This window comes from Providencia sp. 6390, assembly GCF_058148425.1.
Genome location: NZ_JBYVYL010000001.1, coordinates 599240 through 612362, shown reverse-complemented (window position 1 = coordinate 612362; position 13123 = coordinate 599240). Strand labels below are relative to the sequence as shown.

The following is a 13123-nucleotide window of genomic DNA, read 5'->3' as shown; positions in this document are numbered from 1 at the left end:
GTTGCTATCACCCATTCCAAATTAATTACTAAGCCACTTAATATGCGTATTAATTATCAAACTTGCATTATGATGACTGCATTATTTTTTATGATTGGCTGCACAACAAAATACGATCTCAATGCTATATCAGCAGGTATGGACCAAAAGCAAGTTATTGAGAAAATGGGAGTTCCTACTGACTCAGCAGCCAAACAAGCGGCTACTTTGCTGGTGTATGGTAAAAATTCTCAAGCCCCGCTACATTTGGTATTTTTAAATAATCAATTAGTTGAGTATGGACAGGAAAACCACAAATCCGATCATGCAGTCGTATCAGCTTCGGCGCAGTTAGATGCTTGGTTAGCTGAGCAAGGTAAAATCGTTAATCCATCCGCAATTGCAGGCTGTAAGATGTTAGAGCAACGAGTAGATTGTGGAATTTAACCACAAAAAAACAGCCCTGATGAGGGCTGTTGATCGGCCAATGAAATAGAATTAATCCAGTTTTACACCAATACGGCGAGCAACTTCTTCATAAGCTTCAATTAAACCACCAAGACTTTGACGGAAACGGTCTTTATCCATTTTATTCAATGTTTCTTTATCCCACAGGCGACTACCATCTGGAGAGAATTCATCACCTAATACCACTTTTCCGTTAAATAAGCCGAACTCCAGTTTGAAATCGACTAAAATTAGCCCTGCATCAGCAAAAATCTTCGATAACACTTCATTGGCTTTGTAGCTTAAGCGTTTCATTTCCGCCAAATTTTCTTGATTAACCCAACCAAAGGTTTCACAGTAAGATTCATTGACCATTGGATCATGTTTAGCATCATCTTTTAAGAACAAATCAAATAATGGTGGGTTTAATACCATGCCTTCTTCAACACCAAGACGCTTAACCAAAGAACCTGCCGCACGATTACGTATAACGCATTCTACAGGCACCATATCCAATTTTTTGACTAACGCTTCAGTATCTGACAGCAAAGCTTCCATTTGAGTTGGAATGCCTGCTTGTTCCAGTTTACTCATAATAAAATGATTAAACTTATTGTTTACCATCCCTTTACGGTCAAACTGCTCGATGCGCTCCCCATCGAGTGCTGATGTATCATTACGGAATTCCAGAATCAAACGGTCAGGATCCTCTGTGGTATAGACCGTTTTCGCCTTACCACGATACAACTCAGCTTTCTTTTGCATCTTACACACTCCAGAGATGTGATTATTCAATTAGGGTATCAACCTGCAAATAGCCCACGCAGATCCAGATAAGTAACAGTAGAGGGTTGTGTATCATTGTTACTTATCTGCTCTATTTGAGTCTACAATCCATTAGAACTTCATCATGATCTATCTAGCCCACCTAATTATGATAATAAAATTCACCCATAGACGCAAACGATTACTTAGGCTTAAACACTGGTTTTTTGTCCATTTAGCGTGAAGTTAAAATTGGGAAATAACAAGGGTGCAGGGATAATAATCCCAATAGAAAAGCCGTAACCCAATAAATGAGTTACGGCCTAAAAGATAAATTACTTATTACCGACTTTACTGAAAGCGGCTTTTAGTGCAGCAACCATTTCATCGTTTTGTTTCTGAGTTAATGGTACACCTTTCGTATTGATAAACTGCAAGCTACTGCGGTTATTTAAGTCACCGACTTGAACTTTATAGTCATCTTCTGGTACAGAAGGATCATCAACACCTAGGTTTTGCCACTCAGAACTGCTTAAACCTTTATACGTTACCATCACAGAGCCTGTTGAACGGCTGCGATCACCAACCTTCATACCCACACTTTCCAGTGTATGTGGCAGGCGCTCCCAAACAGCATCAAATGGTGCCCGGACGATAATAACAGGTAAACCGGTAGCATCACTACCTGACTGTACATCGATGATGCCATAAGCACTTTGAATACTGTTTTTGTTCGACGTATCACGCAGCGCATAGAGGTTATCAGTCAATTCATTCAGCAATAATTTATTGTAGCGCTGAATTTCAGCTTGATCAGTGATAGTTTCAGTTCCTTGACGCAAGCCTAAATTAGTTACTGTTAAGGCAATTTGCCCACCTTGCGGTTGAACAGTCACTTTGTGACGGCTTTCTAATGGGACATCTTCATCGGCACGCTCCCATTTAACCCAATCAGTTTCAATAGAACGTGAACCATCATCTTTCGACGCTACTGGAATACCACGTTGTTCTAAAATCAACGTGACTTGTGACCATAACGCACTATTTTCAGGTGTATTATCAAGCAACAAACGACTTGCTTCAGCACTATCTTCAGTACGTGAGCCTGCTAACTGCGAAATAGACAGTACTGGAGGACGAATATCAAGTGCTTTACCCACAGGACCTGTTGAGGTTGTTTGAGGAATTTCATATTCGCCATTTTGCAATGGTAACGTCATTCCCTGTGGTACATTTAACACTTTCAATGGCGCGGCATCGAGGTATTCCTCGTTACCGCTGACCTGACGTTTATAGCGCTGATCGCTGGAGCAGGCTGCCAGTAACACAACAAGTGACAGGCCAGCAACCTTCATAACCTTCGATTTTTGCAATAATGTTGCCATTAAAATTCCCTAAATTTTACAGTAACCCAGCGAGTTTCAGTGCCGCTTCCACTTTCTGTTGGCCTGACGCGGTTAACGGTGTCATTGGTAACCGTAACGTATCGTCAGCAATCAAACCAAGGCGGTGGCAGCCCCATTTCGCTGGAATTGGATTAGGCTCAACAAATAACTGATGATGCAAACCCATCAGAATTTTGTTTAATTCACGAGCCTCAGTATATTTGCCCGCAAGCGCTAAGTCACACATTTTTACCATTTGTGCAGCAGCAACGTTAGCAGTAACAGAAATAACGCCCTGACCACCCAATTGCATGAAGTCCAGTGCGGTTGCATCATCACCTGTGAGCAGAACAAAATTGTCATCAACCAGTTCTTTGATTTGGTGAACCCTTGCTAAGTTCCCTGTTGCCTCTTTGATTGAGACAATATTCGCCAATTTTGCTAAGCGCCCTACCGTTTCAGGTAACAAATCACACCCTGTACGTGATGGTACATTATAGAGGATTTGAGGCAAGCTCGTGTTCTCTGAAATCGCTTTAAAGTGCTGATACAACCCTTCTTGTGAAGGCTTATTATAATATGGAGTGACGGTCAGGCAAGCAACAACGCCTGAATTTTCAAACTCTTCGGTCAGAGAGATAGCTTCTGCAGTTGCATTCGCTCCTGCACCTGCAATGATTGGAATGCGTCCATCAGCCAGTTCTAATGTAGCATTGACCACATCTACGTGTTCTTTATGTGTCAATGTTGCTGATTCGCCCGTCGTCCCAACAGACACAATAGCAGAAGTCCCACTTTCAACATGGTAATCCACCAATTTTTTCAAGCTTTGTTTATCCAAACGCCCTTTTGAATCCATTGGTGTAATGACTGCAACAATACTGCCAGTTAAAAATTCTTTATAGTTTGTGTTTGAATGAGACATAGCTATACCCCCTAAATAGTTTAGACTACATGGTACTTTTTCATTTCAAAGAAGAAAACCACCCAAACGCAGGTTTTTAATGAATTTTGTTAATACCGCTCTGAATAACTTAAACAGAAGTAATAATTCTCGATCATTCCTCGCAAGAGTGAATATGCCCTCTTGGCAGATTGTTATTTTTGTGGTTTCCTTACCATTATCAACCTGTAGATTTTGCTTTTAAAATTATTGAGTAAAAAGTGATCTACAAATTAAGAATATAAGGAAGCAACTTTGCCTAAGACCGAACAGCAATTTCTTGTCATTACCGCGCTGGGAACCGATCGTCCGGGCATTGTGAATACCATCACACGCCTAGTGAGCGAATGTGATTGCAATATCGAAGATAGCCGCTTAGCGATGTTTGGCAAAGAATTTACCTTTATTATGATGCTTTCGGGTAGCTGGAATGCCATCGCACAGATCGAGGCTACTCTGCCATTGAAAGGCGCTGAATTAGAGTTGCTGATTGTGATGAAGCGGACACAAAGTGTACAAACAACCTATTATCCATCAACCGTAACGGTAAATGTCGTGGTGGATGATGCACCTCGCATCGTCGAGCAATTTACAAATTTGTTTACCACTCAACAATGTAATATTGCGGAACTGGTATCAAAAACACAGCCTGCGAATCTTAATGCGCCGGCTCAACTTGAAATTCAAATTACAGCACATCATCCATTAGATGATAATGGCATAATTATAAAAAATAAATTTCAACAACTATGTACAATGCTAAGTGCTAAAGGCAACATAAGCATTGTTAATAATCCAAAAATGCAGAGTTAACGGAGATATATGTAATGAACCCATTGAAAGCCGGTGATAAGGCGCCTCAATTTAGCCTTCCTGACCAAGATGGTGAAATCATCAATCTTTCAGATTATCAGGGTCAACGCGTATTAGTTTACTTCTACCCTAAAGCTATGACCCCTGGATGTACTGTTCAGGCATGTGGCCTGCGTGATGAAATGGATACACTTAAACAAAAAGGTGTTGAAGTTTTAGGCATTAGCACCGATAAACCCGAAAAATTGTCTCGTTTCGCTGAAAAAGAAATGCTGAACTTCACATTATTATCAGATGAAGATCATCAAGTTTGTGAGCAGTTTGGTGTTTGGGGTGAAAAACAATTCATGGGCAAAACGTATGACGGTATCCACCGCATTAGTTTTCTTGTGGATGCAAATGGAACTATCGAACATGTTTTCGATAATTTTAAAACCAGCAACCACCATGAAATTGTTCTCGAATACTTAAACAAAAACGCTTAACAAACCACTAATGAGGGCTTTCCTCATCTAAAGTTACTCACAAAGCGGGAAATTAGTTTTCCCGCTTTGTATTATCCTTTAGTTATCATTGTTGCTTGACTTGGCTATCAGGTGTTTCTTCTGGCCATGCATTAATCACAGCTTTGATAAGCGTCGCCAACGGAATGGCAAAAAACACGCCCCAAAAACCCCATAATCCACCAAAAATCACTACTGATAAAATAATCACTAATGGATGCAGATTCACTGCTTCAGAAAACAATAATGGTACAATTAAGTTACTATCCAAGCCTTGAATAATAAGATAAACAACAATCAGAGACCAAAAATCGCTCCCTATTCCCCATTGAAATAAAGCAACCAGTACAACAGGGATAGTCACCGCCACAGCACCGATATAGGGGATCAGTACCGATACCCCCACCAACACAGATAGTAAGACCGAGTAACGCAAATCAAAATAGGCAAAGCCTGCATAGGTACAGACACCAACAATCACCATTTCAGTCGCTTTACCACGTAAGTAGTTAGTGATTTGTTGGTTCATTTCAATCCAAACTTTACCCACTAACAAACGGTTTCTAGGCAGCACTTTTTGGACACTATTAATAATTTTTTGTTTGTCTTTCATTAAGAAGAACATCATCAGTGGTACTAACACCACATAGATTGCCAAGGTAAAGACCCCAATCAGAGAGGCGACTGACATTTTAACTACCGATTCAGCCATTCCTGATAAACGACTGCGTAGGTTATCAGCCATCATATCAATAATACCGGCGTCAACTAATGCGGGATAACGCTCTGGTAACGTTTGAGCAAACTCGTTAAAGCGATTGACCATATTAGGTAAATCACCAACAAGATTGATCCCTTGTTGCCATGCTGTTGGTGCAATAATTAAAATAACCATGGCACTAATTCCAGCAAACAGGGTCAAAATAATACTAACAGCCACAACACGCGAGCAACCTAGGCGCTCAAGAAAATGTGTCGGCCATTCAAGTATATAGGCAAGTGCCAATGCCACTAATAAAGGAGCTAAAATATTGCTGAAGAAAAATAGGATCGCAAAGCCGACAATCAGCAGCGTAAACAGTGCAACAGCTTGTGGGTCAGCAAAACGACGTCGATACCATTGTAATAACATTTCCAGCATTAGTTAGCTCCTTGGAAATTGGTGCATTAAAGACAGTTCCTAAATTAGCGAAAATTATACCAATTAACAGACATTACGGTAGCATTTGCTATCATATATTCGTCATACTTCGAGTTGCAGCGTTTTTTGTGAAGGATAGTGACTATGTTCACTCACGCCAGTCACATCGCTTTTATGCTTCTAGCGATTCGTTCGCTAGTCGCCTAGCTGCACCTCGAATTATTTAAAGTATAGAGATTGACCTCAAAATTAATCGTTGTACGGGATGCAATTGTTTCATGAATAAAAAACTGAAAAATCCACTTCTGGTTTTACTGATCGCTGCGTGCGTCAACGGCGCTGTATTGCCTGCTTATAGTGCAGTTGAAGATACTCTCCCCGACATCGGCACAACCGCTGGCGGTACACTTAGTATCAATCAAGAAATTATCATGGGTGATGCTATCACTCGGCAAATCCGTGCCAGTACACCATTGATTTATGATCCTTTGCTCAACCAGTACATTAATAAACTGGGTATGCGGTTGGTGAAGAATGCAGATTCGGTTAAAACACCTTTCACCTTCTATCTGGTGAATAACCCCAATATTAACGCCTATGCCTACTTTGGCGGTAACGTAGTGCTGCACTCGGCACTGTTCCGTTATAGCCAAAATGAAAGTCAACTAGCATCGGTCATGGCGCATGAAATCTCCCACGTTACCCAACGCCACCTTGCACGTATGATGGAAGACCAAAAAAGTACCACACCATTAGCGATTGCAGGCACTATCGGTTCCTTATTATTAGTGATGGCAAATCCACAAGCAGGATTTGCCGCGTTAACGGGTACTTTTGCGGGTATGCAACAAGGTATGATCAGTTTTACACAAGCTAATGAGCAAGAGGCCGATAGAATCGGCTTACAGACGCTCAGACGTTCTGGTTTTGACCCTCACGCAATGGCTGACTTTATGCAGGTTATGTCAGATCAGACTCGTTATATGTCAAAACCCCCAGAGATTTTACTGACTCACCCATTACCTGACAGCCGTTTAGCCGATGCACGCAACCGTTCTAACCAGTATCCTAAATTAACCGTTCCCTCTTCTGAAGATTTTATGTTAGCTCGTGTACGCATTTTATCTATGTACACTTCTGGTCAACAGTATGCTTTAGATCAGATCCTTGAAAATTACAGTAAAGGTACCGCTCAAGAACGTATGGCGGCAGAATATGGTCGTGCACTAAAACTGTCTCAAGATAAAAAGTATGCTGAAGCGACTAAAATCGTCAGCGGTTTATTAGAAAAACAACCTGATAACCCGTGGTTTATTGATAGCATGACAGATTTAGATATTGAACAGCGCCGAGCAGGCCAAGCTGTTACACGTCTGCAAAATGCATTGAAAAAATCACCAAATAATCCAGTACTACAGATCAACTTAGCGAATGCATTAATCAACAATAAACAGCTCACTGAAGCCACTTCATTGCTGAATAAATATACTTTCAACTACCCTGACGACCCGAACGGGTGGGATTTATTAGCTGAAGCATCCGCTAAACAGGGTAAACGAACCGAAGAGCTGGCCGCTTATGCAGAAGGTATGGCGTTACGGGGTAACTATGATAATGCCGTTAATTATCTCACCGAAGCGAGCAGAAAAAGCCGCTTAGGTAGCTATGAACAGCAACGCTATGATGCACGTATTGATGAATTAAGAAAATTACAGTTAAGAGATAGCAAAGCAAAACCATAAGGAATAATGACCATGACGGATACAATTAAAATTTATCATAACCCGCGTTGTTCTAAAAGCCGTGAAACCCTCGCGCTATTAGAATCTAAAGGGATAACACCTACGATTTTTGAATACTTAAAAACCCCACCAAGTGTGGCTGAATTGAAACAGCTGTTAAAATCATTAGGTTTCACTGATGCACGCCAATTGATGCGGACAAAAGAAGATCTGTATAAAGAACTCAACCTTAATGATCCGTCTTTATCACAAGAGCAATTGCTGGCTGCGATGCATGAAAACCCTAAATTGATTGAACGGCCGATCGTAGTAAAAGGTAAAAAAGCGAAACTAGGTCGTCCACCAGAGCAAGTCTTAGATATTTTATAATACATTCCCCACCTTGCGCTAATATTTGGCAAGGTGGACTGCTTATTGATGTTTATTCGCCGTTTATGGCGAATAACAGTCACTTAATTTATAACTGTAGAATATCTTTTACGAAGGGAATAGTCAGTTTACGTTGAGCAACAATTGACGCATGGTCAAGTTTATTCAAAATATCAAACAACGTGCCCATTTTTCTGTCTAAACGTTTTAAAACAAAGCGGCAAACGTCTTCAGGTAATTCAAAACCACGCATTCTAGCTCGTAGTTGCAGCGCACAAATTTTATCCTCATCACTCAATGGGTGTAATTTATAAATTTGCCCCCAATCGAGTCGAGAAGCAAGGTCAGGTAATGAGAGGTCAATTTGTCTTGGAGGCCGATCACCCGTGATCAATAGACAAGTTCTGCCAATTTCCAAAATGCGATTGTATAGATTAAAAATCGCCATTTCCCATTCAGGATCACCAGCAATACACTGAATATTATCAATACACACTAATGACAGATGTTCCATGCCATCAAGAACTTCTGGCACAAAATAAGCACGCTTATCGAGTGGTACATAACCAACCGCCATATCCTGTTCAGATAGCTCAGCACAAGCCGCATGCAATAGATGGCTTTTACCCCCTCCCTCACGAGACCAATAATAAATATAGCTACCGTGTGGCTGATTGATAGCCAGTTTCATTGCAGAAAGTAACGCTTCGTTTTCCCCTGCATAGAAGCTGGCGAACGTTTCGTCATCAGGTAGATACAGTGGTAGTGAAAGCTGCGATGGTGTGTTCAGAAGCACCTCTGGCTGTGCAAAACAATTAACACTGATAAGTTTACCATAAATTTCAAAGATAGATGAACATCAAGACATCTGATTGCCGATGCTTTCGCCACATCGGCAATTGTTTAACGCTTTTATTATTTAGAGTGTGTATCGACTTCTTCTAGCTCAGAAGTCACAAACTGTTTTTCAGGACGAACAAAGGTAATAAAACGGAATAATAATGCCATCGCAATACCAACAATCGTTGCTAGTGCCATACCTTTTAGTTCTGCTTGGCCAATACTAATCACTGCCCCACTCACACCAATGATCAGAATCACTGAAGTTAAAATCAAGTTCTGTGGTTTATTATAATCAACCTTAGAGTCAATCAACACGCGAATACCTGATGCACCGATTACCCCATAAAGTAACAGTGATACACCGCCCATGACAGGTGTTGGGACTAGCTGGATAGCAGCGGCTAATTTACCGACACAAGATAATAAGATAGCAATGATAGCTGCACCACCGATCACCCAAGTACTGTACACTTTAGTGATCGCCATTACCCCGATATTTTCACCATAAGTGGTATTTGGTGTCGAACCAAAGAAACCTGAAATCACTGTAGAGAAGCCATTCGCGAACATTGAGCGATGCAGACCTGGGTTTTTCATTAAGTCACGTTCAACAATATTTGCGGTTACAACTAAGTGACCAACGTGCTCTGCAATCACCACTAATGCCGCAGGCAAAATAGTTAAAATAGCAAACCATTCAAAACGTGGCGTATAAAAAGTTGGAACGGCAAACCACGGTGCTTCAATAACTGGCGTGAAATCAACAATCCCCATAAAATATGACAACGCGTAGCCCGCTAAAAAACCAATCAAAATAGGGATAATCGATAAAAAGCCACGAAACACGACCGCACATAAAATAGTGACTGAAAGTGTAGTGATCGAAATAATTAAGGTATTTGGATCAACTGGCACGCCTTCTTTTGGTAACAACCCGGCCATTCCTGCTGCTGTCTGAGCCAACTCGAGACCAATTACAGCGACGATCGCCCCCATCGCGGCTGGAGGAAACATTACATTGATCCACCCTCTTCCTGCGACTTTAACAATCAAGGCCACCAAACAAAATAACACCCCGCAAATAATAAAACCACCAAGTGCCAATTCATAACCGAGTGGCAGTAATATCATCACTGGTGAAATAAAAGCAAAACTTGAGCCTAAATAAGCAGGTATTTTGCCTTTACAGATAAATAGATAAAGTAACGTACCAATACCGTTAAACAGTAAAATAGTGGCAGGGTTCACGCCAAACAAAATGGGTACAATAACTGTCGCGCCAAACATGGCAAATAAATGTTGAAAGCTGAGCGGTATAGTTTGTAGCAGCGGTGGTCTTTCCTCAACGCTGATCGCGCGGCGTGTCATTTCTTTTCATCCCCTTTAGTGTTTTTTTTATTAAAAAAAAGCCGACTTCTAAAGTCGGCTAATTATTTATTTAGTACCAAATATCTTATCGCCAGCATCACCTAGCCCAGGAACAATATACCCATTTTCATTTAAATGATTATCAATAGACGCGGTATACAATTCAACATCTGGGTGAGCAGCTTCTAGCGCAGCAATACCTTCAGGCGCTGCAACCAACACTAATACTTTAATAGATTTACAACCTGCGTTTTTCAACAGATCAATAGTTGCAATCATCGAGCCACCAGTTGCCAACATTGGGTCAACCACAAGTGCCATACGTTCATCAATGTTTGAAACTAATTTTTGGAAGTAAGAAACAGGTTTAAAGGTCTCTTCATCACGGTAAACACCCACCACGCTAATACGCGCACTTGGAATGCTTTCCAGAACACCATTCATCATGCCAATACCTGCGCGTAGAATAGGAACGACGGTGATTTTTTTCCCTTTAATTTGCTCTATTTCTACAGGACCACACCAACCTTCTATAGTCACTTTCTCAGTTTCTAGGTCAGCAGTTGCTTCATAAGTCAGTAGGCTACCAACCTCTGAGGCCAGTTCACGAAAGCGCTTAGTGCTTATATCATGATCTCGCATCAGGCCGAGTTTATGTTTAACGAGAGGGTGTTTTACCTCAACGATCTTCATGGGATTCTCCTACTATTTTAGACGCCAGCGCACAAAAAAATCGCGGGATTATACCTCTTTTTACCCGAGATGCCACTAGGTTCGGTTTGATTGATGTCAAAACAATCAGAAATAGCGCTTTTTTATGTTAGACCTAATTCCTGAATAAAGCTATCGCAAACGTTTGCTTAGCCTGTTAGAATATTCTCTATTGAAGTTTATTTTTCTAAAACACAATTGCCTTGGGGGCCGTAGTGACTGATAAAACCTCTCTCAGCTATAAAGATGCCGGTGTTGACATTGATGCAGGTAACGCATTGGTTGAACGTATTAAAGGTGTGGTCAAAGAGACTCGCCGACCAGAAGTTATGGGAGGACTGGGGGGGTTTGGTGCATTATGTTCCCTACCACAAAAATACCGTGAACCTGTTTTAGTTTCAGGGACAGACGGTGTGGGTACCAAACTACGCCTTGCAATGGATTTAAAACGTCACGACTCTATCGGTATTGACTTAGTTGCTATGTGCGTCAATGACCTAATTGTACAAGGTGCTGAGCCACTGTTTTTCTTAGATTATTACGCAACAGGTAAATTGGATGTTGATACCGCTGCCAGTGTGATCACGGGTATCGCAGAAGGTTGTAAACAATCAGGTTGTGCACTGGTTGGCGGTGAAACGGCTGAGATGCCAGGTATGTATCATGGTGAAGACTATGATGTTGCTGGTTTCTGCGTTGGTGTCGTTGAACGCTCAGAAATCATTGATGGCAGCAAAGTCAGTGCTGGCGATGCGCTGATCGCGTTAGCCTCAAGCGGCCCTCATTCAAATGGCTACTCATTGGTACGTAAAATCCTTGAAGTCAGCAAAACCAACCCAGAGGCAACTCAGCTTGAAGGAAAATCATTAGCTGACCACCTATTAGCACCAACACGTATTTATGTTAAAAACGTGCTAGAACTGATTGAAAAATGTGATATTCATGCAATCGCCCATATTACTGGAGGCGGCTTCTGGGAAAATATCCCTCGCGTACTTCCTGAAAACACCCAAGCACAAATTGATGAAAACAGCTGGCAATGGCCGGCAGTATTTGATTGGCTGCAAACGGCAGGCAGTGTCAGCCGTCATGAAATGTACCGTACCTTTAACTGTGGTGTTGGTATTATCATCGCCCTTCCACAAAGCGAGGTTGAAGCTGCATTAACTTTACTGAACGGATTAGGTGAAAAAGCATGGCAAATCGGTGCTATTGCAACACAACCTAATGGTGAAGAGCAGGTTGTTATCCGCTAATGAAGAAAATTGTTGTCCTTATATCAGGCAGTGGTAGTAATTTACAGTCACTGATTGATGCAACAGCTAATGGCCTTCAAGCACAAATTGTTGCCGTAATCAGCAACCAACCCGATGCATACGGGTTGGTGCGTGCACAACAGGCAGGGATCCCTGCCTTATCATTAAGTGCAAAAGAGTTTGCTAGTCGCGAACAATATGATGCTGCTCTCATGGCAATGATCGATAACTACCACCCTGATTTAGTGGTACTCGCTGGGTTTATGCGTATTTTAACTGCCGATCTGGTCAAACACTACTCAGGCAAAATGCTTAATATCCACCCTTCTCTATTACCTAAATATCCGGGGTTGCATACACACCGTAAAGCAATGGAAAACGGTGATAGTGAGCATGGTACTTCTGTGCATTTTGTCACCGAAGAGCTGGATGGCGGGCCAGTTATTTTACAAGCTAAAGTGCCTATTTTTGCTGACGATACGGAAGAGAATGTGGTTGAGCGTGTTAAAGCGCAGGAACACAATATCTATCCGCTGGTGGTGCAATGGTTTGTTGATAACCGCTTAGCCATGGCTGCTAACCATGCTTATTTAGATGGTAAACGTTTGCCTGCGCAAGGTTATGCTAATGAATAACAATAACCACCAGCAAATTGTTTAGATGTAGCTTTATACTCTAAATACTCTAAATAATTCATCTCGCAGCTAGATGACAAATGAATGAGTTGCTAGGAGCATAGAAAACTATGTGACTAGTGCGAATGAACGTAGCCACTATACCTTAACGCAAAGCACAGTAACTTGAAGTATGCAGTATGTTAAGGGCAGATAATCTCTGCCCTTTTTTGCTGGTATTATA

General features: G+C 41.5%; 14 protein-coding genes. 7 read left to right on the top strand and 7 right to left on the bottom strand.

From position 1 onward, the window contains the following. Positions 1-42 precede the first annotated feature (42 nt). The gene (locus tag AC3Z9T_RS02935; RefSeq protein ID WP_490124700.1) at positions 43-426 is read left to right on the top strand and encodes a hypothetical protein; all 384 of its coding nucleotides are present in this window, start codon (positions 43-45) and stop codon (positions 424-426) included. A gap of 51 nt (positions 427-477) precedes the next feature. Here AC3Z9T_RS02935 and purC read toward each other — a convergent pair whose 3' ends face one another. The 3 genes from purC to dapA form a co-directional block, all read right to left on the bottom strand. After that, the gene (purC, locus tag AC3Z9T_RS02930; RefSeq protein ID WP_490124699.1) at positions 478-1191 is read right to left on the bottom strand and encodes a phosphoribosylaminoimidazolesuccinocarboxamide synthase; all 714 of its coding nucleotides are present in this window, start codon (positions 1189-1191) and stop codon (positions 478-480) included. A 335-nt stretch (positions 1192-1526) separates the two neighbouring features. Next, positions 1527-2576, bottom strand: a complete 1050-nt coding sequence (bamC, locus tag AC3Z9T_RS02925; protein WP_490124698.1) for an outer membrane protein assembly factor BamC — start codon at positions 2574-2576, stop codon at positions 1527-1529. 16 nt (positions 2577-2592) lie between these two features. Further along, positions 2593-3501, bottom strand: coding sequence for a 4-hydroxy-tetrahydrodipicolinate synthase (gene dapA / locus AC3Z9T_RS02920; protein WP_490124697.1), 909 nt, complete (start codon positions 3499-3501; stop codon positions 2593-2595). A gap of 273 nt (positions 3502-3774) precedes the next feature. Between dapA and AC3Z9T_RS02915 the strand changes: the two genes are divergently transcribed. Both AC3Z9T_RS02915 and bcp read left to right on the top strand, forming a co-directional pair. Further along, on the top strand, positions 3775-4332 hold the full coding sequence (locus AC3Z9T_RS02915; protein ID WP_490124696.1) for a glycine cleavage system transcriptional repressor: 558 nt from the start codon (positions 3775-3777) through the stop codon (positions 4330-4332). A 14-nt stretch (positions 4333-4346) separates the two neighbouring features. Beyond that, positions 4347-4817 carry a thioredoxin-dependent thiol peroxidase gene (bcp, locus tag AC3Z9T_RS02910; protein ID WP_490124695.1) on the top strand — a complete coding sequence of 157 codons (471 nt, stop codon included), beginning with the start codon at positions 4347-4349 and terminating at the stop codon, positions 4815-4817. An 85-nt stretch (positions 4818-4902) separates the two neighbouring features. Here bcp and AC3Z9T_RS02905 read toward each other — a convergent pair whose 3' ends face one another. Continuing rightward, entirely contained in the window at positions 4903-5976 is a 1074-nt protein-coding gene (locus AC3Z9T_RS02905; protein ID WP_490124694.1) for an AI-2E family transporter, read from the bottom strand. A gap of 278 nt (positions 5977-6254) precedes the next feature. On the opposite strand from AC3Z9T_RS02905, the gene bepA reads away from it, so the two are divergent. Both bepA and arsC read left to right on the top strand, forming a co-directional pair. Beyond that, positions 6255-7718: a beta-barrel assembly-enhancing protease gene (bepA, locus tag AC3Z9T_RS02900; protein ID WP_490124693.1), complete on the top strand. Its 1464-nt coding sequence runs from the start codon at positions 6255-6257 to the stop codon at positions 7716-7718. A gap of 12 nt (positions 7719-7730) precedes the next feature. Then, complete coding sequence (gene arsC, locus AC3Z9T_RS02895) at positions 7731-8087, top strand: arsenate reductase (glutaredoxin) (RefSeq protein ID WP_490124692.1); 357 nt, start codon at positions 7731-7733, stop codon at positions 8085-8087. Between the two features lie 88 nt (positions 8088-8175). Here arsC and hda read toward each other — a convergent pair whose 3' ends face one another. From hda to upp, 3 genes are all read right to left on the bottom strand, one after another. After that, positions 8176-8883, bottom strand: a complete 708-nt coding sequence (gene hda, locus AC3Z9T_RS02890) for a DnaA inactivator Hda (RefSeq protein ID WP_490124691.1) — start codon at positions 8881-8883, stop codon at positions 8176-8178. Positions 8884-9002: 119 nt separating this feature from the next. Continuing rightward, on the bottom strand, positions 9003-10298 hold the full coding sequence (gene uraA, locus AC3Z9T_RS02885) for a uracil permease (RefSeq protein WP_490124690.1): 1296 nt from the start codon (positions 10296-10298) through the stop codon (positions 9003-9005). A gap of 66 nt (positions 10299-10364) precedes the next feature. Then, positions 10365-10991 carry a uracil phosphoribosyltransferase gene (gene upp / locus AC3Z9T_RS02880; RefSeq protein WP_490124689.1) on the bottom strand — a complete coding sequence of 209 codons (627 nt, stop codon included), beginning with the start codon at positions 10989-10991 and terminating at the stop codon, positions 10365-10367. A 233-nt stretch (positions 10992-11224) separates the two neighbouring features. Here upp and purM point away from each other — a divergent pair, with 233 nt between their 5' ends. Both purM and purN read left to right on the top strand, forming a co-directional pair. Further along, positions 11225-12265, top strand: a complete 1041-nt coding sequence (purM, locus tag AC3Z9T_RS02875; RefSeq protein ID WP_490124688.1) for a phosphoribosylformylglycinamidine cyclo-ligase — start codon at positions 11225-11227, stop codon at positions 12263-12265. Further along, positions 12265-12900 carry a phosphoribosylglycinamide formyltransferase gene (gene purN, locus AC3Z9T_RS02870; RefSeq protein WP_490124687.1) on the top strand — a complete coding sequence of 212 codons (636 nt, stop codon included), beginning with the start codon at positions 12265-12267 and terminating at the stop codon, positions 12898-12900. Before purM ends, purN begins: the two co-directional genes overlap by 1 nt. The last annotated feature ends 223 nt before the right edge of the window (positions 12901-13123 follow it).